This window comes from Aurantibacter crassamenti (assembly GCF_016811105.1).
Lineage (GTDB): Bacteria > Bacteroidota > Bacteroidia > Flavobacteriales > Flavobacteriaceae > Aurantibacter_A > Aurantibacter_A crassamenti.
This window is the reverse complement of the sequence record NZ_JAFBGM010000002.1, coordinates 1,405,827-1,428,596: the sequence shown is the minus strand read 5'-3', so window position 1 is coordinate 1,428,596 and position 22,770 is coordinate 1,405,827. Positions and strand designations below refer to the sequence as shown.

At 34.1% G+C, this 22,770-nt stretch carries 21 protein-coding genes; 7 read left to right on the top strand and 14 right to left on the bottom strand.

Annotated elements, in window-relative coordinates; all coding sequences use genetic code 11:
- Positions 1–34: 34 nt before the first annotated feature.
- The 7 genes from JQC67_RS18705 to JQC67_RS18675 all read right to left on the bottom strand — a co-directional run bounded on the left by JQC67_RS18705 (position 35) and on the right by JQC67_RS18675 (position 9,449).
- On the bottom strand, positions 35–2,083 hold the full coding sequence (locus tag JQC67_RS18705) for a DUF349 domain-containing protein (RefSeq protein ID WP_203254422.1): 2,049 nt from the start codon (positions 2,081–2,083) through the stop codon (positions 35–37).
- A 149-nt stretch (positions 2,084–2,232) separates the two neighbouring features.
- Entirely contained in the window at positions 2,233–2,970 is a 738-nt protein-coding gene (locus JQC67_RS18700) for a shikimate dehydrogenase family protein (RefSeq protein WP_203254421.1), read from the bottom strand.
- 71 nt (positions 2,971–3,041) lie between these two features.
- Positions 3,042–4,061, bottom strand: coding sequence for a DUF368 domain-containing protein (locus JQC67_RS18695; RefSeq protein WP_203254420.1), 1,020 nt, complete (start codon positions 4,059–4,061; stop codon positions 3,042–3,044).
- A 5-nt stretch (positions 4,062–4,066) separates the two neighbouring features.
- The gene (locus JQC67_RS18690) at positions 4,067–4,987 is read right to left on the bottom strand and encodes a DUF368 domain-containing protein (protein ID WP_203254419.1); all 921 of its coding nucleotides are present in this window, start codon (positions 4,985–4,987) and stop codon (positions 4,067–4,069) included.
- A 42-nt stretch (positions 4,988–5,029) separates the two neighbouring features.
- Complete coding sequence (locus tag JQC67_RS18685) at positions 5,030–6,430, bottom strand: tetratricopeptide repeat protein (protein WP_203254530.1); 1,401 nt, start codon at positions 6,428–6,430, stop codon at positions 5,030–5,032.
- A gap of 98 nt (positions 6,431–6,528) precedes the next feature.
- Positions 6,529–7,707 carry an aspartate aminotransferase family protein gene (locus JQC67_RS18680; RefSeq protein ID WP_203254418.1) on the bottom strand — a complete coding sequence of 393 codons (1,179 nt, stop codon included), beginning with the start codon at positions 7,705–7,707 and terminating at the stop codon, positions 6,529–6,531.
- On the bottom strand, positions 7,704–9,449 hold the full coding sequence (locus JQC67_RS18675) for an OstA-like protein (RefSeq protein ID WP_203254417.1): 1,746 nt from the start codon (positions 9,447–9,449) through the stop codon (positions 7,704–7,706). Before JQC67_RS18675 ends, JQC67_RS18680 begins: the two co-directional genes overlap by 4 nt.
- Before the next feature lie 118 nt (positions 9,450–9,567).
- Between JQC67_RS18675 and JQC67_RS18670 the strand changes: the two genes are divergently transcribed.
- Genes JQC67_RS18670 through JQC67_RS18660 form a run of 3 tightly spaced genes read left to right on the top strand, consistent with a single transcriptional unit; the run spans position 9,568 to position 12,814 of the window.
- On the top strand, positions 9,568–10,170 hold the full coding sequence (locus JQC67_RS18670) for a SprT-like domain-containing protein (RefSeq protein ID WP_203254416.1): 603 nt from the start codon (positions 9,568–9,570) through the stop codon (positions 10,168–10,170).
- A gap of 44 nt (positions 10,171–10,214) precedes the next feature.
- Complete coding sequence (locus JQC67_RS18665) at positions 10,215–11,294, top strand: mannose-1-phosphate guanylyltransferase (RefSeq protein ID WP_203254415.1); 1,080 nt, start codon at positions 10,215–10,217, stop codon at positions 11,292–11,294.
- Between the two features lie 14 nt (positions 11,295–11,308).
- Positions 11,309–12,814 (top strand): DUF389 domain-containing protein, encoded by a 1,506-nt coding sequence (locus tag JQC67_RS18660; RefSeq protein ID WP_203254414.1) that lies wholly within the window; start codon positions 11,309–11,311, stop codon positions 12,812–12,814.
- 39 nt (positions 12,815–12,853) lie between these two features.
- On the opposite strand, the gene JQC67_RS18655 is transcribed toward JQC67_RS18660, so the two are convergent.
- Both JQC67_RS18655 and JQC67_RS18650 read right to left on the bottom strand, forming a co-directional pair.
- The gene (locus tag JQC67_RS18655; RefSeq protein ID WP_203254413.1) at positions 12,854–13,621 is read right to left on the bottom strand and encodes an ABC transporter ATP-binding protein; all 768 of its coding nucleotides are present in this window, start codon (positions 13,619–13,621) and stop codon (positions 12,854–12,856) included.
- Complete coding sequence (locus JQC67_RS18650) at positions 13,621–14,358, bottom strand: MlaE family ABC transporter permease (protein ID WP_203254412.1); 738 nt, start codon at positions 14,356–14,358, stop codon at positions 13,621–13,623. Before JQC67_RS18650 ends, JQC67_RS18655 begins: the two co-directional genes overlap by 1 nt.
- A 351-nt stretch (positions 14,359–14,709) precedes the next feature.
- Between JQC67_RS18650 and pafA the strand changes: the two genes are divergently transcribed.
- Positions 14,710–16,392: an alkaline phosphatase PafA gene (pafA, locus tag JQC67_RS18645; protein WP_203254411.1), complete on the top strand. Its 1,683-nt coding sequence runs from the start codon at positions 14,710–14,712 to the stop codon at positions 16,390–16,392.
- Between the two features lie 9 nt (positions 16,393–16,401).
- Complete coding sequence (gene murI / locus JQC67_RS18640; protein WP_203254410.1) at positions 16,402–17,184, top strand: glutamate racemase; 783 nt, start codon at positions 16,402–16,404, stop codon at positions 17,182–17,184.
- Position 17,185: 1 nt separating this feature from the next.
- On the opposite strand, the gene JQC67_RS18635 is transcribed toward murI, so the two are convergent.
- Both JQC67_RS18635 and JQC67_RS18630 read right to left on the bottom strand, forming a co-directional pair.
- Positions 17,186–17,689: a dihydrofolate reductase gene (locus JQC67_RS18635; protein WP_238934915.1), complete on the bottom strand. Its 504-nt coding sequence runs from the start codon at positions 17,687–17,689 to the stop codon at positions 17,186–17,188.
- On the bottom strand, positions 17,686–18,075 hold the full coding sequence (locus JQC67_RS18630; protein ID WP_203254409.1) for a 2TM domain-containing protein: 390 nt from the start codon (positions 18,073–18,075) through the stop codon (positions 17,686–17,688). The genes JQC67_RS18635 and JQC67_RS18630 overlap by 4 nt, the downstream gene beginning before the upstream one ends.
- Positions 18,076–18,150: 75 nt before the next feature.
- Here JQC67_RS18630 and JQC67_RS18625 point away from each other — a divergent pair, with 75 nt between their 5' ends.
- Together JQC67_RS18625 and JQC67_RS18620 are read left to right on the top strand one after the other, a co-directional pair.
- The gene (locus JQC67_RS18625; RefSeq protein ID WP_203254408.1) at positions 18,151–19,236 is read left to right on the top strand and encodes an aminotransferase class V-fold PLP-dependent enzyme; all 1,086 of its coding nucleotides are present in this window, start codon (positions 18,151–18,153) and stop codon (positions 19,234–19,236) included.
- A gap of 149 nt (positions 19,237–19,385) precedes the next feature.
- Entirely contained in the window at positions 19,386–19,685 is a 300-nt protein-coding gene (locus JQC67_RS18620) for an isoamylase early set domain-containing protein (protein WP_203254407.1), read from the top strand.
- A gap of 71 nt (positions 19,686–19,756) precedes the next feature.
- On the opposite strand, the gene JQC67_RS18615 is transcribed toward JQC67_RS18620, so the two are convergent.
- The 3 genes from JQC67_RS18615 to JQC67_RS18605 all read right to left on the bottom strand — a co-directional run bounded on the left by JQC67_RS18615 (position 19,757) and on the right by JQC67_RS18605 (position 22,752).
- Positions 19,757–20,581, bottom strand: a complete 825-nt coding sequence (locus tag JQC67_RS18615) for a thymidylate synthase (protein ID WP_203254406.1) — start codon at positions 20,579–20,581, stop codon at positions 19,757–19,759.
- Positions 20,582–20,649: 68 nt separating this feature from the next.
- Entirely contained in the window at positions 20,650–22,101 is a 1,452-nt protein-coding gene (locus JQC67_RS18610) for a NupC/NupG family nucleoside CNT transporter (RefSeq protein WP_203254405.1), read from the bottom strand.
- 21 nt (positions 22,102–22,122) lie between these two features.
- Positions 22,123–22,752, bottom strand: coding sequence for a bifunctional nuclease family protein (locus JQC67_RS18605; RefSeq protein ID WP_203254404.1), 630 nt, complete (start codon positions 22,750–22,752; stop codon positions 22,123–22,125).
- Positions 22,753–22,770 lie beyond the last annotated feature (18 nt).

Sequence of the window (22,770 nt, the reverse complement as noted above, 5' to 3'; positions counted from 1 at the left end):
GTATTAAACTATAAACGTACTAATTAGAGTGCTACTACTCTTCTTCTTCTGCCGCCCTAATTAATTGGTTTTCCATAATATTCAACTTTTTTAACTTGGCTTTCCAAGTTTCAATAGCCTCTTTATGGGTTTCAATATTCTTAATTACATTTTTAACTAACGGACTATCTTCTGAAGCATTTGAGAAGAATTGCATGTTATTTTCTAATTGACGCAGTTCCGTTTTACTTTCAGATATTTTGCGTCTGATAAATGTGCGTTCATTTGAAATGGCAGCATCGTTATCAGCATTGGCTAATTCTTTAATTTTATTGCCATACTTTAAAAGTTCTGACTCTTGACGGCTAACGTCTAATTTTTTAAAGAGTGCATCTAATATAATATTGAACTTTTGATTGATGTTCTTCTTTTTGAACGGAACACGGCCGTACGATTTCCACTCTTCAATAAAAGCTTTTATTTGCGCCAGGTCTTTATCTCTTGCACCGGTTAATTGAAAGGCTTTAAGCTTATCTAAACAAGCTATTTTTTTATCAAAATTACCTGTTTCTTCTTTGCGTTCGCTATTTTTTGATGCGTGCAATCGATCAAAATAGTGGTTACATGCCGATTTAAATTCATTCCATAATTTATCAGAATACCTACGGGGTACATGACCAATTTTTTTCCATTGGCCTTGAATTCGTTTCATTTCTTGCGTGGCAACATCCCAATCTTCACTTTCTTTTAATGAAACAGCAATATTTAATAGCTCTCTTTTCTTATTTAAATTGTCTTGTTGTTCCTTTTTTAAATTTTTGTAGAAAGAATTCTTGTTTTTATTAAAAGAACGAACCGCATCTTTAAACGCTGCCCATGTTTGTTCATTTACTTTTTGCGGAACTTTACCGGCCTTAAAAAATGCATCACGTAAGGCTTCTATTTGTTTTATTTGCTGCTGTAATGTTTTATGGCTGTCAGCAACATTTGTGCTCACTTTAGTTATGTCAGCAATTATCGCCTTCTTCTTTTCTAGATTTTGTTCGTAAACAAGATCTAACTCTTTGTAATGGTCTTGACGTCTTTGGTGCATTGCTTTGGTAGCATTGCTAAAGCGTTCCCAAATTTCTTCTCGTTGGTCTTTGGCAACAGGTCCAATTTCTTCTTTCCAGAGCTTGTGAAGCATTTGAAGTTCACGAAACGCTTGCCCCAAATCTTTCACATTAACTAAATCTTCGGCCTGCGCAACAAGTTTTTGCTTCTCCTCTAAATTGTGTTTAAAATCTAAATCTCGTAGCTCTCTGTTAAGGTGCAGAAAATCATAAAAAATTTCAATGTGATGATGATAGGTGCGCCAAACATCATTGTAATTATTACGCGGTATAGGGCCGGCATTACTCCAGTTTTGCTGTAATTGTCTAAAATTCTTATAGGTGGTATTTATGTCTTCTTCAACATTAATTAAACCCTTTAACTCTTCAATAATTGCGAGGCGAGTTGCAAGGTTTTCTTTGAGGTTTTTTTCTAGACCCTTGTGGTAGGCATTGCGCTTCTCTCTATAATCTTGATAGACTTCATTGAATTGTCTTTTTGTTACAGAGTTGTATTTAAAATCTACTTCATTGCCACCCGTTTCAATGAATTCTTCTTTTTTTTGCTCTAAAAATTCTTGAAACTTTAGATCAAACTCATATTTTATTCCTTCAATATGTTTTTTAATGGCTTGCACCTTTTCATTACGTACCAAACGTTGTAATTCACCTACCAAATTTTCCATAGACATGGAATGGTAGTCTAAAATCGGAATTTCATGACGCTGGTGATTGTCAGTGTCTTCAGCATCTTCAGCAACAGATTCGTCTATTTCTTCAAGTACATTTTCTGAAGTTTCTGTAGTGGGTTCTTCAGCTACATCGGTGGCCTCATTTTTTTCTGTTGATTCAGTAACTGTTTCATCTACTGACTCTTCAGTGGTTTCAGCTACTTTTTCTTCTTCTGAAATAGGCGTGTTGTTTACTTCAACAGCATCTTGTTTCACTTGAGATTCTGAACCTGTAGATTCAGTAATCTTCTCTTCTTTATTCTCTTCGTTTGCTTCAAGCATTGCCCCTATATGTATATTACGCTTAGATCCTTAATGTAATATACTAACTCAAGGTTGAACCACAAAAATTATACCTGCTCTTTTTATTAAGCAGATTAATTTCAACAAATAAATATGTAGGGTTTTTCTTCGGATGGAAAATATGCTGGCTATGAATTCCAGATTTCCCAAGATGCTTCGGCTTGTAATTCTAACATTTTCAATCCGTTTACTATGGTTGCACCTTTTGCTTCTCCGGCTTCTAAAAAGGATGTTTTAGGGGGATTGTAAATTAAATCGAAAAGTAGATGTTTGTCACTTAAAAAATCATACAAAATGTCAGGTCTCTTGTCAATTTCAGGATGCGTGCCAAGCGGAGTGCAATTAATTATGACCGTATGGTCTTCCATAATTTTTGGATTTAAATCAGCATAACTTATCTGATTTTTACCTGGTTTTCTAGACACAAAAAGAAAGTCAATTTCAAGTGATTCAAAAACATAAGCCACTGCTTTTGATGCACCACCTGTACCTAATATTAAAGCACGTTTGTGATGTGGTTTTAAATAGGTTTCTATTGATTTTTGAAAACCGATTACGTCTGTGTTATATCCTATTAAGTTGTTTTTTGTAATCTTAATAGTATTAACAGCTCCAATTTGTAATGCAGTTTCATCAATTTTGTTTAAATATGGTATTATTTCTTGTTTGTAGGGTATGGTTACATTAAAACCTTTTATAGCCGAATTAGCATCTAATAATCCGTTGAATTCTTCAATTGATTGTAAGTCAAAATTCTCATAAGAATGATTTTCTAGATTTAGTTTTTCAAACTTTTCAGCAAAATATCCGCGTGAAAATGAATACGATATATTTTTTCCTATTAGTCCGAATCTACTTTTTTCCATTCTCTTTTTTTATACTGTTTACTTTTTTCAAGCAACAAAACTAATAATTATACCTTGTTGCAATTCAATTATTATACCGCAGTTTTATTTTGTTTCGCATACCAATCCAATCCGAAAAAAATGGAAATGCCTATGACAACAAAAAATAGAGCCCACCATGTTTCTGAATTTGAAAAATCAGGAAAGTACCGCTGGTAATTTGCAATAATTTCTTTTCCGTTAGAATCTACTAATGCATTGCCATTTTCATCTATTTGTAACAGTGTTTTTTTCCATGGCCAAACAACACCAAGTGAGCCGGTAATGAACCCTATAATTACTGCATTGGTGATATGTCTGTAATGCTTAAGTACAAAACCCAATACATGTGATAAGGTAACAAGCCCAGTGGCAGATCCTAAAGTGAAAACGGCCAATATTTTTAAGGTTGCCATGCGAGCCGTATTTTTAATGAAACTAAAATCACCGCGTAGCATTTCTGACATGGTATCATACAGTGCATTTACTGAGTCAACTAAGAGTAACACATAATTGCCTAGCAGAATTAATATGAACGACCCTGAAAGGCCAGGTAAGGTCATGCCAGAGACGCTAATCATTCCGCAGAAAAAAATAAAAATAAGATTGTCATTTTCTTTAGCTGGATTTAAAAAACTGATTGATATGCCAACTATTAAGCCAATGATTCCGGCGGGTATGGTACGCTTGTTCCAATGTTCAAAATCTTTTGAGATGTAATAAATTGACCCCAATATCATACCAAAAAAGGTAGCCCAAACGTATAATTCTTTTTGTTCTAAAAAATAATCGAGAAGTCTAGAAACGCTAAAATAACTTACGAGCATTCCGAAGATTAATAGCGATAAAAAGCCACCATTAATGTAGCGGTAAAAGCTCTTTATTCTTCCGCTAAAAAGTAGTTTAAAGGCTTTTAGATTTACTTTTTGAAGTGAATAGATAAACTCTTCATAAAAACCGCCCACATAAGCGACTATACCACCAGAAACTCCAGGTACTTTATTTGCGGCACCCATACACAGACCTTTGATGATCAAAAAGAATCGATCGAGTAAAGTGCGAGGTTCTTGCATGTATGTTAATTGCTTTTTGAGGCGGTTCTTTCTAAAATAAAAATAAGAGAAAAACCGATGATAGCAGCAATTATTGCAGACATTAATTGTGAATCACCTTCAAAAGCAAAAGGAGAAATACTTTGTTCGGCTATGATTTTTTCTTTGTCGCCGTACATACGCGTTTCTAATACTAGTTTCCAAGGCCATATTTTGTTTAATGAGCCTAAAATAAATCCGGTTAGTACGGCCAAAGTAATGTCTTTATAATTATTGAACATCCACTTTAAAACCTTAGCAAAACTTAATAGTCCGAAAATCACACCAAGGCCTACTGTTAAAATTATTTTGAAATCTCGCTCGTGAACAGCATCTAAAACTGTTTTATAGGATCCCAAAAGCACCAAGATAAAAGACCCAGAAATGCCTGGTAAAATCATAGCACAGATTGCAAGTGCCCCTGAGAAAAATAGATAGATTAGGCTGTCACTGTTTTCTGATGGCGGTAGTTTTGTAATGTAAAAAGCAACTACAGCACCTATGACTAATAATGCTGCAGAGAAAATGGTCCATTTTTTTATCGCCTTACCTACAAAAAATACACTTGCTAAAACCAGTCCGAAAAAGAATGCCCATAACGGAATAGGGTGTGCATCAAGCAGCCAACTTATCAATTTAGAAAACGAAAAAATGCTTATTAGCATTCCTGCAAATAAAGTAACCAGAAATTTACCGTTGAGGGTTTTCCAGAAACTTTGAAAACCTTCTGTACGCCATAAACTCAATGTTTTGAGATTGAGATTATTTAATGAGGTTATAAACTCTTCATAAATACCAGCAACAAATGCAATGGTGCCACCAGAAACACCTGGCACTAGTTCAGCAATGCCCATTGCCATTCCTTTCAGTATAATAACTATTGTTTGGAAAAGATTTCTTTGCTCCATGTAGTAAAGGTCTGTGAAATATGAAACGACAAAAGTAGCCTTTTATTTGGATGCTTTAATTGCGCTTTCAATTAGTGCATGTACCCATTCAGCATCACTATATTGCGGAAATTCTTTTAGAAAAATTGACTTTTGACCAAAGTTCGTTTTTAAGGCATCAAAAAGACTAATTCGAGCATTTATTTTATCGCTATTTAGCATAAAAAATCCTGCTTTTCTGTATGCAATTTTAGGACTCTCTGGGTAGTATTCTTGCCCTTGGTTTAGTACATGTATTGCACTTTCAAAGTCCTTATTTTTTGATAATACATTGGCCCATTTTAACCAAGTATCTAAATCAGTATTGCCTAATTCAATGGTTTGTTTAAAGGCAAAATCAGCCTCATGGTAATTTTTGAGTGCGTTATTTATTTGCGCACACTTTTTCCAATAATCAGCATTTTCACCATCAATATTTATAGCTTTATTGATATAGTGTAATGCCTTTTTATAATTTCTTTTCTTGAAATAAAAATCAGTAATGGCCAACCAACCTTTGTCTAGCAATGGGTCTTCATGTACGGTATGATAGAAATAGTATTTTGCCATTTCATCATTGCGTAATCGCTCATAGCATTTACCAATTCTAAGATAAGCATGTGAAGTAGGATCCTCCATTTTTATGGTGGCTTCATAGTTTTCAATAGCATCTTTGAATTTGCCTAATTTTTCAAGCATCTTGCCTTTTTCAAAATATGCACCCATAAAGGTGTCATCTGAAATAATGGCAAATTCAAAAGCAGTTAATGCTTCAGCATATAATTTTTTAGCGGCATATTGCTTACCTAATTGATGCCATGCAACTTCACAATATGGATTTTTATCTAAATAATCATTCAGATAAAAAATAGCACCATCAAAATCTTCTAAAAATTCAAAACAATAGATAACATTATATAAGGCAGTGTAGTCTTGTTTGTCAAATTCTAAACATTTAATAAAACAATCTTTGGCCTTTTTAAAATCATCCATAAATAGATATTCCATACCCATCATCGACTGAATTTCAAAACCATTTGTTGCGAGCGATAGTGCTTTTTGTAATAATTCTATGGCGCCCTCATGGTTGTCTTGCTTTGAATAAATATTGGCACGTTGAATATAAATTTCTTCGTTTTGCGAATCTAACAATTGCAATTCGTCTAATATTTTTTCAGCAAGATCCAGATTGTTTTCAAAGACTAAAACTTCTACATCTAGTAGCTTAAGCTCAATGCAACCGGGGTGCTGCTGTAAACCAATTTTAATAGCTTTTTTAGCTAAAGAGATTTTACCATTGTTCATATAATGCTGCACAATATCTTCAAAATCTTCGGCATCGAAGAAATAGATATCATCGGTTTTCAGCATAGATTCGAACTTGATAACAGGCTCGTCAGGTCGCTCATTTGACTCTGGGGTCATCATACTTTTCTTGGTTGAACTTTCGATTTAAAAGTAATTGTTTGAGGGTGTTTATCTCGTGAACTCGGACGATATTATCAACAAATTAGTTAACACCGTTATTTTATTCCATCTAAAATGCGAAGAATTATGGCGCATCCTTTTTCTATTTCGTCAATAGATATGGTCAATGGGGGCGATATGCGTACAGCCTTTGGTTCAAATAAAAGCCAGAATAAAAGTAGACCTTCATCCATACTTTTTAAGATGATTTGGTTGGCAATTTCAGATTCTTCTACTATTAAAGCCAACATTAAGCCTTTACCTCGTATTTCTTTAATTGCCGCGTGCTGCAATAATTTTCTAAATAGTTTTTCTTTTTCAAGGGTTTCAGCCATTAATTGACTTTCTGTTACTTCACGAAGTGTTGCTAAACTTGCGGCTGCAATTACCGGATTACCACCAAATGTAGTTATATGACCCAATTTAGGATTGTCTTGCAAACTAGCCATCATGTTTTTTGATGCTGTAAAAGCGCCAACAGGTAAACCAGAGGCCATACCTTTGCCCATAACCAATATATCAGGCACACAATTGTAATGTTGAAAAGCAAATAACTTTCCGGTTCTACCAAAACCAGGTTGAATCTCATCAAGAATTAGAAGGCTTCCTGTTTCTGTGCAACGTTTTCTTACTTTTTCTAAATAACCATCTTTAGGAAGAATAAATCCCGCTCCGCCTTGAATGGTTTCTAAAATAACTGCTGCAGTTTTAGTAGTAATTTTTTTTAAATCGGCTTCAGCATTAAAATCAATGAATTTCACATCGGGTATTAATGGTCGAAATGGACTTTTTCGTTCTTCACGCCCTAAAAGGCTTAAGCTGCCCATTGTGTTACCGTGATAGGCATTCTTTGCTGAAATAAGTTCACTTCTACCCGTATATCTTCTGGCTAGTTTAATGGCGCCTTCAATGGCTTCTGTGCCAGAATTTACCATATAAGTTGTATCTAATGATTTAGGTAATTGTGCTGCCAATAGCTTACAAAATGTAGTGGCTGGTGCTAGAGCAAATTCACCATAAACCATCACATGCATATATTTTTCTGCTTGATTTTTAACGGCATCAACAATTTTAGGGTGGCAATGCCCTAAGGTGCAGGCTGAAACACCTGCAACAAAGTCTAAATAAACTTTGTCTTTGTGATCGTAAATATAGCTACCAGATGCTCGTGAAATTTCTAAACCCAACGGGTGCGGACTGGTTTGCGCTTGGTATGTTAAAAAATCTTCTTTCACGGCGTGCTACCAGACTTCAGGTTTTGAACCTTTGCCGGTTCTTTAGGTTTTTGAGCAGAATCGTTTTTAGGGTCTATTTTGTTTATGGGATCTGTAGAGTTTTTTGAACGTTCCGTTTCCTCGGCATCAATGTCAATTGGATTTTCTATTCCTTGAATAATTGCCAACTCAACGTTGTTGTCGTCCTCATCAAAAATATCCTCTTTTGTTAAAAGTCGCTCATCGCCTCGCCAAATAAATCCTTTTAAAATCCTGCTATTGGGCGGTAATTCTACCTCAGGGAAAATATCACCATCAGGATCCGTAACGAAAGTTAAATCCTCAACATCATTATTGGCCAATGTGATATGAATTTTGCTGCAAATTGTTTTATCAATTCCAATAAGTTCATTATCGTCATTGTACATGTAATAGATGACTTCTGTATTCTTTACCAAGTCAATTATTTTCATCTCATTGTCTATGAACTTACCAAATAGATTTACCCCTTTAGCCTGATTAAAACCTACTTTACTAATACTATCTTGCGACACAAGAAATGCATTTTCGATTACCTTTAACGAATCTAATTTTTCGGTTTTTAAATCAGAAATGATGTGAATACTATCACCCGTCATTTGGTTTGCGCCATTCCACACCACCGGATTTTTAATTAACTGGGTTAAGCCTGTATGTTGTTCTGAATGAATAGAATCGCATTTGCCGCTCATGTCAGTTTTAAAAATTTTAGCATTTCTAAAGGCTCGTAATACTCTTTTGTCAGGTTTGCCGGTTGCCATAAGGGTGTCACCATGAATGAAAATAGAATCGTTTTCCATAAGGCCAATAGAAACAGCGCGTTTAGTAGCAAAAACTGAATCTTTGGCTTTAAATACTTCAGCGTAATGTGCTTTGATGATGCCCTTGTTTATAGTATCTAAAACCGTAATGTTATTGGTGGCAGAAGCAAATTCTGAAGCTCTATCAAAATAGACGCTATCGCCCATCATAATTCTATTGTTGTAATGTATAGTGGTGTTTTTTATACCATATCCATTTTCAATTTTAGTGTCGTAAAACCCTCTTTCACAATACATTTTATAATCAGCACCGGTAATAGTAGACGGGCCATACATGTATGCATTTTTAGAGGTGGTATAGTAATCTAACTGTTCAGAATCTAATTTGTATTTAGCGTTATCAATGTGTACACTATCTAGAAACTGATATTTTTTTGTTTCTAAAAAGTATTTACCAATTTCACTGGTAAGGGTATTGGCAGAATCGATTACCGTACCAAAACTATCATAATACGATTCTTGTTTTTCACGATCAAAATATAGCGTGTCAGTTTTCAAGGTCATATTTCCATTAGCATTGGTTTCACTTTTTAAAAGTACATTGCCCCATGCTTTTGCCATTTTAAGGTTTCCATCATAATCTACCGTGCTACTAGTCATTAATACGGAGTCACCTTGCTGAACTCGAACATTACCTATGGCTTTTATCTTGTTTTCTTTGATGTAGTAAATTGCGATGTCACACCACATATCAGCACCTTCATGTTCGAATTGTACTTGTAGATCGTCTTTCTGAAAAATAGCCGCGTCAGGAAACTTAGCTTCATCTTTTGTGAAGTTTGCACCGTGAACAATATTAATTTGTGCAGGCTCTTTCTCAGCATCTTGGGCAAAGAGCTGTAATGTTGTACAAAGAAAAATAAGTAATGAAATAGCTTTGTTCAAGGCTAAAATTTTGCCCAAAAATAGGTTTTTTTTAAAGGAGGATAGTGCAGATTAGCATAGTTTTAGGAATCGCTATTTTTATAAAGTAATTTGAGTATTGAAATTCTGCAATTTCAAAAATCTTATTTTTGTTATAATGGATGACATCCTTAAAAAATATTTGCCTGAAAGTGCTATTGCACCTTGCCTTGATTTGATTCAATATTCCGGTGTGCACCTGAAAATAGTCAATGATCGCGTCACTCGTCATGGTGATTATCAAAAATTGCCCAATGGAAAGCATAAAATTACCGTCAATGCATCATTGAACAAATACCGATTTTTAATAACGCTTATACATGAAATTGCACATTTAATTGCTTTTGAAAAATTTGGGCGCAATATTAAACCACACGGAGTAGAATGGAAGCGTACTTTTCAACATTTGATGCTGCCTTTTATTAGGCCAGAAGTGTTTCCACCCCAATTATTACCGTTATTAGCACGACATTTTAGAAATCCGAAAGCGAGTAGTAGTACGGATGCACGATTATCAATAGCATTAAAACATTTTGATACACAACAATCAGAAAATTCCTACGTTTTTGAAATACCTACAGGTAGCATTTTTCGTTTATATAATGGTAAAATATTCAAAAAGGGCAATAAACGTGTAAAACGATACGAGTGTATTGAAATGTCAACTGGAAATATGTATTTGTTTCAACCAAATGCAGAGGTTGAATTAATAAAAACTTAAAAGTGCTACAAACAAATTGTTAGGGCCTTTTTAAAATAAATAAAATGAATAAAAATTATTATGCCGTATTAATGGCTGGGGGAGTAGGTTCGCGTTTTTGGCCAATGAGTACAACAGATAATCCGAAACAGTTTCATGATATGTTGGGTACAGGTGATTCGTTGATACAAAAAACCTTCAAACGCCTTAATAAATTTGTGCCTACAGAGAATATTTTAATATTGACCAATGAACGATATAATGATTTGGTGCTTCAACAATTGCCACTAGTTACGCAAGAGCAAGTTGTTTTAGAGCCTGCAATGCGTAATACGGCTCCATGTATTTTATATGCTGCCTTAAAAATTAAAAAAATGAATCCGAATGGTGTGATGATTGTTGCTCCAAGTGATCATTGGATCGAAGATGAAGATGCTTTTGCAAAAGATGTAACTACTTGTTTTGAAAAATGTGAAAATGAAGAAGTGCTGTGCACCTTAGGTATTAAACCTTCATTTCCGAATACCGGATTTGGATATATAGAGTTTGATAAGGAAAGTAAAACGCCAATAAAACAAGTAAGTCAGTTTAGAGAAAAACCTGATTACGAAACTGCTAAAGAATTTTTAGCACAGGGTAATTTTCTGTGGAACGCAGGTATATTTATGTGGAGTGTGAAAACCATAGTAAATGCTTTTAAAATTTTTCAGCCAACCCAGTATGCACTCTTCGAATCGGGAATGTCTGTTTATAATACTGCGGATGAAAGTAGTTTTATTAAAGAAAATTATCCGAAAGCAGAAAATATTTCGATTGATTATGCCATCTTAGAGAATTCGAAGTCCATTTATGTGTTGCCAGCAACTTTTGATTGGAATGATTTGGGTACTTGGGGTTCTCTTTATGATAAATTAGATAAAGACGAAAATAAAAATGCGATCGTTAATAGTAAAGTAATCGCAGAAGATGCTCATGGGAATATGATTCGCTCGCCAAAAGGTAAAATTGTTGTTGTTGACGGACTCGAAGATTATATTATAATTGATAAGGAAGATGTATTAATGATTTATCCGAAGTCAAAAGAACAAGATATCAAACAAGTTGTGGCGAAAGTCAAAGAGAAATTTGGAGATAAGTATGCTTAACTAAATTAATCAGTATGAGTGAAGACCTTAACCAAGAAGACAAGATAGCTGTTGAAGAAGAGCCGATTCAAAGTAAAGAAGATGTCAAAAAAGATTTTGAAGGTCTTTTAGGAAGTATTAAAAAGTTTCTGTCAGAGCTTTTAGATATCAGAACGAATACAGATCAAGAAGCTACAAAGGCAGCAATTATTGCTGACATTCCTTTTAAAGGACATACCTCATGGATTCTTGTCTGCTCTATTTTTATTGCCTCAATTGGTTTGAATGCAAATTCTACGGCTGTAGTTATTGGTGCCATGTTAATTTCACCGTTAATGGGGCCAATTTTAGGTATGGGCATGTCTTTAGCTATTAATGATATTGATACGCTTAGAAGGTCGTTAAAGAACTTAGCGGTGATGGTTGTTTTGAGTGTGTTAACTGCCTATTTATTTTTCCTGTTTTTCCCTCTTCAAGCCGAATCTTCAGAGCTTTTAGCACGAACAAAACCAGATATTCGTGATGTTTTAATTGCCTTTTTTGGTGGATTAGCTTTGGTAATTGCTAGGGCAAAAAAAGGAACAATTGCCAGTGTTATTTTTGGTGTTGCTATTGCCACTGCTTTAATGCCACCCTTATGTACCGTAGGTTTTGGTTTGGCTATTGGTAATTTTAGTTACGCCAGTGGAGCACTCTTGCTTTTTGGTATCAATACTATTTTTATAGCATTAGCCACATTTTTGGTATTAAAGCTATTGCGTTTTCCAATGGTGCGTTATGCAAACTCTAAAAGACGTCGCTTAATTGCGCGTTTGGTTTCGCTTACGGCTCTAGCAGTAATGATTCCTGCGGGACTTATTTTTTGGGGCGTTTATAAAGAATTTGAATTTAAAAGTGAAGCAAATCAGTTTATTATTGAAAATGTATTACCGTATCAGTTCACAAAAGATGGGCGATTTTTAAAAGATTTATCGGTTTTACATTATAACAGTAATGATGAGTCAGGTACAGATTTACTTTTTAAAAGAAATATTAATTCAACTATTGAATTAATATTTATGGGTAATGAAGGAGTTCCGGAGGGAGTTCTCGCTACATGGGAATCTAAATTAAAAACATATAGTCATTTAGAGAATGTAGAATTAAAAGTAATTCAAGGTTCACAAGGTAATGATGCCAATCAGTTGAAGTATGTTAGTGAATTATATGAATCGCAAAAAGATCAATTGTCTAGTAAAGATGATAAAATTAAGTTATTAGAATCAGAGGTATATCGATTAGAAAAGTCTGCAGGTATTCAAATACCGTTTACTGAAATAAGCGCAGAAGCTAGAACAAATTACGAGAATTTAGTATCCATGAGTTATGCTCCAACAATAGTTACTGATTTTACTAAAACGGATACTATTCCCGTTTTTGAAGTAAAATGGAATGCAAATACAAAAAAGGATATTACTGAAAAAGATGCTAAAAAACTTACGGAATGGCTGAAATTGAGACTGAAAAACAATAAAATACAATTGAAGGAAGTGTTAGAGTAGCTTTGTAGATAAGGTAGAATTACTTTTTTAAACTACTGTTTAGTTTCTTTCTTCAATATACATTTGTCTTACTTTTTTGAAAAGCTCAGAAGAATAAACGAAGTCTGTTACCGCTTCATTATCAGTTTTAAAAATTTCTTTATTGGTGCCTTCCCATTCTTTGAGGCCATTTTTTAAGAAAAGAATCTTCTCACCGATTTCCATAACTGAATTCATATCATGAGTATTGATAACTGTTGTAATATCATACTCTTCCGTAATTTCTTTGATGAGGTTATCAATGAGAATTGCAGTTTTTGGATCTAATCCTGAATTGGGCTCATCACAAAAAAGATATTTTGGATTCATTACTATTGCTCTAGCAATGGCAACTCGCTTCTGCATACCACCAGAAATTTCTGAAGGAAATTTGTGATGTGCATCAATCAAGTTTACACGTTTTAAAACGAAATCAACACGATCTTGCATTTCAGAAGGTGATTGTTTTGTAAACATCTCTAAAGGAAATTTTACATTGCCTTCAACCGTCATAGAATCAAAGAGCGCACTTCCCTGAAAAACCATACCCATTTCTTGACGTAAATTTCGTTTATCGTCTGCTGATAAATCATCATAGACTTTGCCGTCATAGCTAATAGAACCTTCTTCTGGGGTAAATAATCCTAAAAGACATTTTAAGAAAACAGTTTTACCTGACCCACTTTGACCAATTACTAAATTGGTTTTTCCGGTTTCAAAAGTAGCTGTAACCCCTTTTAATACTTCGGTTTCACCGAAAGATTTGCGAATGTCTTCTACGTGTATCATTATCCGAGAAACAATTGGGTTAATATTAGGTTTAAAAAGATGATGGCAACACTTGTCCAAACAAAAGAAGTTGTACTCGCCTTACCTACTTCTAATGCTCCGCCTTTCATGTAAAAACCATGATATGATGGAATAGTCGCTAATATAAATGCGAAAACTAATGTTTTGATAAATGCATAGGTAACGTGAAATGGTATAAAATCTAATTGTATGCCTTCTATAAAATCAGCACTTGTACCGTGACCACCAGAAACAGTAGCAAGCCATCCGCCAAATACCCCAATATACATGCCTATTGCAATTATAAAAGGATATAACATTAATGCTACAATCTTTGGAAATACAAGATAATTCAAAGCATTGATACCCATCACTTCAAGCGCATCTATCTGCTCTGTTACTCGCATGGTACCTATACTTGAGGTAATATATGAACCTACTTTACCTGCCATAATTATGGAACAGAAAGTTGGGGCAAATTCAAGAATAATAGATTGTCTTGTTGCAAACCCAATAAGATACCCAGGTAATAATGGGTTGGTAAGGTTTAGGGCAGTTTGAATTGCCACAACACCCCCAATAAAGAAAGAAATGAAAATTATGATACCTAATGAACCAAACATGAGTTCGTCAATTTCTTTTAAAATTAACGTCTTCATTATTTTCCATTTGGTTGGTTTTTTAAAAACCTCCCGTATCATAATGGCATAGCTGCCAATTGATTCAAAATAATTCATGTATTGCTTATAGACTTAAGATGTAAAAATAAGAATATAAAGTATCAGAAGGCTTTGAATAGCTGTAAAATTTCCTACAATTAAATGCTATGGTTAACACAATGCTTTTAAATAAAATAATAAAACACTTATTCGTAAAAGGTAGTGCTTAAGATTTATCACCGGTAACGGTAATATTAAATGTTGTTGAATTTTAGATATTATGAAACCAATTTTAGACAATTCTAATCGATTTTACTTCAGCTAAAAAAAGAAGGTAATATTTGAGATAATTCCACAATTTTATGACAAAATCTTACATAGTTTTGAGATTAGAATTCTTTACTTTTACTGAAACAAATAACTTAAAATATGTATCAAAGAATATTTAAGGCGTTCATTTTAATTTTTGCCTTGGTAATTACTTCAGGCAATGCTACGGCACAAAGAAAATCTAAAAAAAATAACGCTGTAGAAACTAAAGATCCTATTAATACAACACCAAAATTAGTAGTTGGTATTGTTGTAGATCAAATGCGTTATGATTATTTGACACGTTTCTGGAATCATTATGAGAATGGTGGTTTTAAGCGAATGGTGAACGAAGGTTTTAACTGTAAAAACAACCACTACAATTACGCTCCAACAAATACAGGCCCAGGGCACACTTCAGTGTACACTGGTACTACACCAGCTACCCATGGTGTAATAAGTAATAATTGGTATGATAAAGCTACTGGCACCTCTGTTTATTGCGCTAGTGATGATAGCTACAATTCGGTGGGTACTACTTCTGATGCTGGCAAAATGTCTCCACATAGAATGCAAACAACTACAATTACTGATGAATTAAGATTGCATACACAAATGCGTGGCAAAACTATTGCAATTGCTATAAAGGATAGGGGAGCTGTGTTGCCTGGTGGTCATACTGCAAACGCTGCATATTGGTTTGATGGTAATACTGCAGGTAATTGGATCACAAGTACTTACTATATGAATGAGTTGCCAAAATGGGTAGCTGATTTTAACAGTGAGAAATCGGTAGCAAAATATAAAAAACCTTGGACTACCTTAAAACCAATAAATACATATGTTGAAAGTGTTATGGATAATAATGCGTATGAAGGGTTGTTTAAAGGTGAAACAGCACCAACCTTTCCGCATGACTTTCCAAAATTGTGGGAAGAAAATGGGTCATACGATATTTTAAAAAGTTCGCCATACGGTAACAGCTTAACTACTGATTTTGCTTTAGCGGCTGTTGATGGTGAAGGTTTGGGTGCTGATGCTATTCCTGATTTCTTAGCGGTTAGTTATTCAAGTACCGATTATGCTGGCCATAAATTTGGTGTTGACTCTAAAGAAATACAAGATACCTACATACAACTAGATAGAGATTTAGCGCGTTTATTTAGTGCTTTGGATAAGAAAGTTGGCGTTGGTGAATACACAGTGTTTTTATCTGCTGATCATGCTGCTAATCCTGTTCCTGCATATTTGAAAGATAAAAAAGTTCTTACTACTATCTTTGATAGAAAAGTAATGCTCGAAGAATTAAATGAATATGTGAAATTTACGTATGGCACTACAGATTTGATTAAAAATATATCTAATAATCAGATTTTTTTAGATCATGATGTTGTTAAGAATTTAGATATGAATCTTAAAGATGTTCAAGAGAATTTGGCTGCTGAAATACTTGGTTATAAAGCTATTGATCACGTTTATACTGCGTATCAAATGTGGCAAAATGATTATACTCGTGGGATACCTCATTTAATTCAAAATGGATATAATGAAAAACGTTCTGGAGATGTGATATATGTTCAAAAACCCAATACTATGAGTTATTCTAGTACAGGTTCGTCACACGGTTCGCCGTATATTTACGATACGCATACGCCTTTATTGTTCTTTGGAAAAGGAATTAAAAATGGTAGTACTGTCGCTAGAACAGAGATTCCGGATATTGCAGCAACAATGGCAGCCTTATTAGGAATATCTTTCCCAAGCGGAACTACAGGTAAACCAATTGTTGAAGTATTAGATTAATTAGTTTTTATGAGTAAACAACCCATTGGTGTATTTGATTCTGGAGTAGGGGGAACCTCTATCTGGAAGGAAATTCATGGGCTTTTACCAAATGAAAATACGGTTTATTTAGCGGATAGTAAGAATGCACCTTATGGCGAAAAGTCAGCGCAAGAAATTCTAGAGCTTAGCATAAAGAATACTGAATATCTGTTAAGCGTAAATTGTAAAATGATTGTTGTTGCCTGTAATACGGCAACAACAAACGCCATTGATTATTTGCGCGAAAATTACAATGTTCCGTTTATTGGGATTGAACCGGCTATAAAACCAGCAGCTTTAGGCTCTAAATCTAAAACTGTTGGTATTTTAGCTACTAAAGGTACCTTGTCAAGCAGTCTTTTTCATAGTACCGCTGAGAACCATGCTAGGGGAATTAAAATTATAGAACGTGAAGGAAAAGGTTTAGTTCATTTGGTTGAAACGGGGCATGCGAAAAGTACAGCTGCAAAAAAACTACTTGAAGATTATTTAAAACCAATGTTAGCTTCCGGAATAGATTATTTGGTTTTAGGTTGTACACATTACCCGTATTTAATTCCTGTTTTAAAAGAATTACTTCCTGATGGTGTAAAAATAATTGACTCGGGTGAGGCTGTTGCTCGGCAGACTAAAGTGGTATTAGAGAAAAATAATTTACTTAATCCATCTAAAGAAAAAGCAACTATGCAATTTCATACCAATGCTGATGTTATGGTGCTTCGAGATTTAATTGCAAATGAACAAGCCAATGTATCTTACTTAGATTTCTAAACTATACATCAATTCTAGAATAGGTTAAATAAGTGAAAGCATATTTATGCCGTGCGTCAGCCGGGTGGTGGTGTTCAAAAATTAAATTCCATTTCTTATAATCTATATCCGGAAAATAGGTGTCCGCATCTTCAAAGGTGCTATGAACTCGTGTTAGTTCAATTTTATTTGAAAATTTTTCAGCCTGAGAATATATTTCACCGCCACCAATAATATAGCTTAGTGATTCTAATTTACATAATTCTAATGCCTCTAAAAGTGAATTAACTACTACGCACTCGTCAAAATCAACTTTGTAATTTTCATCACGAGTAATAATTATATGTCGCCTGTTGGGTAAAGGTTTTGGAAAACTTTCATAGGTTTTACGCCCCATAATAATGGAGTGACCCGTAGTCAATTTTTTAAAACGTTTAAAATCATCTGGCAAATGCCAAAGCAGGTCGTTGTCTTTGCCTAAAGCATTGTTTTCTGCTGCAGCTGCTATCATACAAAAGGTACTCATAGCTCTTTTTTTTTATTGATTTGTGTAAGCGGAAAATCAGTTTCAATTTCTTTTTGTAATGCAGCTATTCGCTCTTTTTGTTTAGCTACTAACTTTTCACGTTGGCTTCTTTCCCAATCTTTGCCCATAAATTGTTGGGTGATAAAAACATTAAAAGCATGAATTACAAAAAGAAAAGCCCAAAAGGTTATTGCCCAAATAAACCAATCATATTCGGCACCGTATTTTAAAATTTTATTTAGTAGAATTAAAAAAACGCTACCTATCAGAAAAATCACAAAATGAGAAAATAGCCTTTTCTTTTGTTTTATTCTTGACTGTGCATTTTCTAACAATTCATGCTGTTCAAGATCTACTTCTGATTTTTTCTTGTTCTTTGAAAACATGGCAATGATTATCTTTATAACAAATATAAGCCATAGTGATGGCTATGTAGAATTTAGGTTTTTAATTTTATAAATATGGATGATATACGAAGCAAGTTTCCTGTTTTAGAAAAGTACATTTATGCGAATACGGCTTCTTCTGGTCTGCCATATACTGCTTTAATGGAATGGCGGAAAAAACATGACCAAGATTTTTTAAATGGAGGAAGTATTATGCGTGATAAAGCACGTGATATTTTAGATGAAACTCGCGAAACAGTCGGCAGGTTTTTTAATTGTGATTATGAAAATGTAGCGCTGGTACAAAATTTTTCTATCGGACTTAATATGTTTTTAGAAGGATTAGATACAAAAGAAAAAGTGCTTTTAATTGAAAATGATTATCCTTCTGTTGCATGGCCTTTTGAACGGCGAGGATTTCATGTTTCTTTTGCGAAGTTAGATGAGAATCTTGAAGAAAATATTAGAAATAAAATTTTAGAAGATAAAATTACAATACTAGCCATTAGTATTGTTCAATGGCTAAATGGAATAAAAATAGATCTTGATTTTCTTAAAAAATTAAAAGCAGAATACCCACAATTATTAATAATTGCTGATGGTACACAGTTTTGTGGAACTTCTGAATTTGATTTTAATAATTCAGGTGTTGATGTACTTGGTGCTAGTAGTTATAAATGGTTGCTGAGTGGTTATGGAAATGGATTTATGCTTTTCAAAGACAATATTAAAGAACGTTCAAAATTAAAGACCACAGGCTTTAATGCAGCAAACGCTGATGCTTTACGTAAAGATTCAATTCCTTTTGCAAAATTTTTTGAACCGGGACATTTAGACACATTAAATTTTGGCAGCTTAAAATTCTCTTTAGAGTTTTTTGAAAAAATTGGTAAGAATAATATTGAGTTAAAAATTCAAGAATTATCTGATTATGCTAAAATGAAATTATCCGATTTAAACCTTTTGCAAAAAGCTGTAATTCAAAGAAAAGTACACAGTTCTATTTTTAATATAAAAGGTGATGCTAGCCTGTTTGAAAAATTGAAAGAAGAAAATATTATTTGTTCGCTAAGAGGTGACGGAATTCGTTTGAGTTTTCATTTGTATAATACAAAAAATGATATAGATGCAATTGTAAAAATCTTAAAAACAGTTATTTAACATTTGCTTAATGCGATGATTAGGCCCTTAAAATTGAATAAACTATTTAATTGTATTCGTTATATTAAGAAAATGATAAAAATGATTATAGTATTGTGTATGAAGCTTTTACTGTAGTAGATTTGCGGCGAATTTTAAAATCAGTTATTATGTCTATCGCTAAACAATATTTGAAAACAAAGCCGGTGTGTAAAGTTACTTTTACAGTACCTGCTGAAGAGGCTAAAAAAGTTGCGGTTGTAGGTGACTTCAACAATTGGAAAGCAAACAAAGCAAGCTCTTTGAAAAAATTAAAAAATGGCACATTCAAAGGAACTATTGAATTGCCAAAAGAGAATTCTTTTGAATTCAAGTACATTATTGACGGAAACTACGTAAACGAAAGTGAAGCTGATCGTTACCAATGGAACGATTACGCAGGTGGTGAAAATGCTGTTATAGAAATATAATACGTATTTAGATAAAAAATTGAAAGCCGAAATGTTCTAAACATTTCGGCTTTTTTATGTCTTCTATTTTTTTATATAGCTACAGCTCCTTTTATGTGGGGATGCGGATTGTAATCTGTTAACGTAAAATCTTCAAATTTAAAATCGAAAATATCTTTTACTTCTGGGTTTAAAATCATTTTTGGTAAAGGTCTGGTTTCGCGACTTAATTGAAGTTCAACCTGATCCATATGATTATTGTAAATATGCGCATCACCAAAGGTGTGAATGAAATCACCAGCTTCATAACCGCAAACTTGCGCCATCATCATTGTGAATAAAGCATATGATGCTATATTGAAAGGCACTCCTAAAAATATATCTGCGCTTCTTTGATACAGTTGGCATGATAATTTTCCGTCAGCTACATAAAATTGGAAAAAAGCATGGCAAGGTGGTAAAGCTGCTTTACCGTTTGCTACATTTTCTGAAAATGATTTTGAAGTGTCAGGCAATACGCTTGGGTTCCATGCAGAAACTAACATTCTTCTACTATTCGGATTGTTTTTTAACGACGCAACTACTTCTTTAATCTGGTCAATTTCATCGTTATTCCAGTTGCGCCATTGATGACCATATACAGGGCCCAAATCACCATTCTCATCAGCCCATTCATTCCAGATTCGAACTCCATTTTCTTGAAGATATTTGATATTAGTATCTCCGTTTAAAAACCATAAAAGTTCGTAAACGATGGATTTTAAATGTAGTTTTTTTGTGGTCACCATGGGGAAACCTTCACTTAGGTTAAACCGCATTTGATAACCGAAAACACTTTTAGTACCTGTGCCAGTGCGATCCCCTTTTTGGTTGCCACTTTCAAGTACATGTTTTAATAAATCGTGGTATTGTTTCATATTGCGATAAAGGTAATAGGTAAAATGTAAAAGCTCAAAAAGTTAATGGGCTTGTTTATTAGATTTTATTAACCGAGTATCATACCAGCAATTGTTGCTGAAAGTAAAGATGCAATTGATCCACCTAATACAGCACGCATGCCAAATTCAGAAAGTACTTTGCGCTGGCCTGGGGCTAGCGAACCTATGCCACCAATTTGTATGCCTATAGATGCAAAGTTTGCAAAGCCACATAGCATATAGGTAGCCATAATTACTGATTTGTTATAGGTGAAATGGGCAGAACTGGCCATATTTTTTAATTCGGATAATTGAATATATCCAATAAATTCGCTGGCTGCTAATTTGATGCCTAAGAGTTGGCCCATAAGTGTGATGTCTTCATTTGCTACCCCTATTACCCACATTAACGGAGCGAAAACAGTTCCTAAAATAGCTTCTAATGAAAGTTTGTCATACATGCTGTTTTCAGCAATCCATGAGTTTAGGGTGGTCCATTCACCAATCCACCCAAAAATACCGTTGAACATGGCAATGAAAGCAACAAAAACTAAGAGCATTGCACCTACGTTTACTGCTAGTTTTAACCCTTCTGTAGTTCCGTTTGCAATAGCATCTAGAAAGTTTGTGCCAATTTTTTCTGAAGATACTTGAACATCAGTGTTTACAGCTTCAGTTTGTGGATATAATATTTTAGAAACTACAATTGCACCGGGTGCTGCCATTACTGATGCCGCTAATAAATGTTTAGCAAATTGCAGGCGAAGTACAGGGTCGTCACCACCTAAAAATCCTATATATGCAGCTAAAACAGCACCTGCAACGGTAGCCATTCCGCCTACCATAACAAGTAGCATTTCAGACCTATTCATTTTTTCTAAATAGGGTTTAATTAATAGGGGTGCTTCCGTTTGCCCTAGAAATATATTTCCTGCAATACTCAAACTTTCAGCTCCTGAAATACCTAAGGCTTTTGATAATAACCAAGCGAGACCTTTTACCACTTTTTGAATTATCCCCAGATAAAATAAAACTGAAGTTAATGCGGAGAAAAATATAATTGTTGGTAGTACTTGAAATGCAAAAATATATCCGAAGGTATTCATGTCAGCCACTAACCCTTCAAAGAGAAATTGGCTGCCAGCTCTTGTAAAATCTAATATACTTACAAAGACTTGACCTATTTTCTCAAAAATTATTTTGATAAAAGGCACTTTCAAAACACCAATTGCTATTAGTAATTGAATAGCTAAGCCTATACCAACCGTTTTCCAATTTATTGCTTTGCGATTAGCACTAAAGAGAAAGGAAATTAGAATTAAAACAGCCATGCCTAGTATGCCGCGCCAAAGACTGTTAAATGTAAAACCTTCATTCGGAATAAGTTCAGTGGTAGCTACATCTGCAAGGGTGCTAGACTGAATTGTAGTTTGTAAATTATCAGCAATTTGTGTTTCTTGAGCTGTAACCGGAAGTGCAACAAAAAAAGCAATCAGGAAAAACCAGGAGATAGGTTTCATAAAATGCTTTTTAGTGGTGGGTTAGTTTCTTTTGGAAATTTCATCTCGCAATTTGGCAGCTTTTTCATAATCTTCATTTGCTACCGCTTTGTCTAATTCTTTATTAAGATCATCAACCGTTAGTTCTGAATACCCACTTGTGGCATTAGAATCAATTTCAATTGTTTCACTTTCTTGTAATATTTCATCAACTACAATACTATCATCATCTTCTTCATTCTCTTTATCTTTTGAAGAAAATTTGAGATAGATGCCTGCTTTGTCTAAGATGGTCTTGTAAGTGAAAATAGGAGCATCAAAACGTAATGCTAAAGCAATAGCGTCACTAGTACGGGCATCAATAATTTCTTCAATTTTTTCTCTCTCACAAATGATGCTAGAGTAAAATACACCATCAACTAATTTGTGAATGATTACTTGCTTTACAACGATGTCAAAACGATCTGAGAAATTCTTGAAGAGGTCATGAGTTAAAGGTCTTGGTGGCTTAATTTCTTTCTCAAGAGCTATGGCAATTGATTGAGCTTCAAAAGCACCAATTACTATGGGTAATTTACGGTCGCCATCAACCTCGTTTAAAATAAGGGCATATGCGCCATTCTGCGTTTGACTGTATGATATTCCTTTAATTTTTAACCGAACTAAACTCATATTATATTTAAAAATAAA

Excerpts from the sequence above, each read along its gene's own strand:
- JQC67_RS18705 (WP_203254422.1), bottom strand. The coding sequence starts at position 2,083 with ATGCTTGAAGCAAACGAAGAGAATAAAGAAGAGAAGATTACTGAATCT.
- JQC67_RS18700 (WP_203254421.1), bottom strand. The coding sequence starts at position 2,970 with ATGGAAAAAAGTAGATTCGGACTAATAGGAAAAAATATATCGTATTCA.
- JQC67_RS18695 (WP_203254420.1), bottom strand. The coding sequence starts at position 4,061 with ATGCAAGAACCTCGCACTTTACTCGATCGATTCTTTTTGATCATCAAA.
- JQC67_RS18690 (WP_203254419.1), bottom strand. The coding sequence starts at position 4,987 with ATGGAGCAAAGAAATCTTTTCCAAACAATAGTTATTATACTGAAAGGA.
- JQC67_RS18685 (WP_203254530.1), bottom strand. The coding sequence starts at position 6,430 with ATGACCCCAGAGTCAAATGAGCGACCTGACGAGCCTGTTATCAAGTTC.
- JQC67_RS18670 (WP_203254416.1), top strand. The coding sequence starts at position 9,568 with ATGGATGACATCCTTAAAAAATATTTGCCTGAAAGTGCTATTGCACCT.
- JQC67_RS18665 (WP_203254415.1), top strand. The coding sequence starts at position 10,215 with ATGAATAAAAATTATTATGCCGTATTAATGGCTGGGGGAGTAGGTTCG.
- JQC67_RS18660 (WP_203254414.1), top strand. The coding sequence starts at position 11,309 with ATGAGTGAAGACCTTAACCAAGAAGACAAGATAGCTGTTGAAGAAGAG.
- JQC67_RS18655 (WP_203254413.1), bottom strand. The coding sequence starts at position 13,621 with ATGATACACGTAGAAGACATTCGCAAATCTTTCGGTGAAACCGAAGTA.
- JQC67_RS18650 (WP_203254412.1), bottom strand. The coding sequence starts at position 14,358 with ATGAATTATTTTGAATCAATTGGCAGCTATGCCATTATGATACGGGAG.
- pafA (WP_203254411.1), top strand. The coding sequence starts at position 14,710 with ATGTATCAAAGAATATTTAAGGCGTTCATTTTAATTTTTGCCTTGGTA.
- murI (WP_203254410.1), top strand. The coding sequence starts at position 16,402 with ATGAGTAAACAACCCATTGGTGTATTTGATTCTGGAGTAGGGGGAACC.
- JQC67_RS18635 (WP_238934915.1), bottom strand. The coding sequence starts at position 17,689 with ATGAGTACCTTTTGTATGATAGCAGCTGCAGCAGAAAACAATGCTTTA.
- JQC67_RS18630 (WP_203254409.1), bottom strand. The coding sequence starts at position 18,075 with ATGTTTTCAAAGAACAAGAAAAAATCAGAAGTAGATCTTGAACAGCAT.
- JQC67_RS18625 (WP_203254408.1), top strand. The coding sequence starts at position 18,151 with ATGGATGATATACGAAGCAAGTTTCCTGTTTTAGAAAAGTACATTTAT.
- JQC67_RS18620 (WP_203254407.1), top strand. The coding sequence starts at position 19,386 with ATGTCTATCGCTAAACAATATTTGAAAACAAAGCCGGTGTGTAAAGTT.
- JQC67_RS18615 (WP_203254406.1), bottom strand. The coding sequence starts at position 20,581 with ATGAAACAATACCACGATTTATTAAAACATGTACTTGAAAGTGGCAAC.
- JQC67_RS18610 (WP_203254405.1), bottom strand. The coding sequence starts at position 22,101 with ATGAAACCTATCTCCTGGTTTTTCCTGATTGCTTTTTTTGTTGCACTT.
- JQC67_RS18605 (WP_203254404.1), bottom strand. The coding sequence starts at position 22,752 with ATGAGTTTAGTTCGGTTAAAAATTAAAGGAATATCATACAGTCAAACG.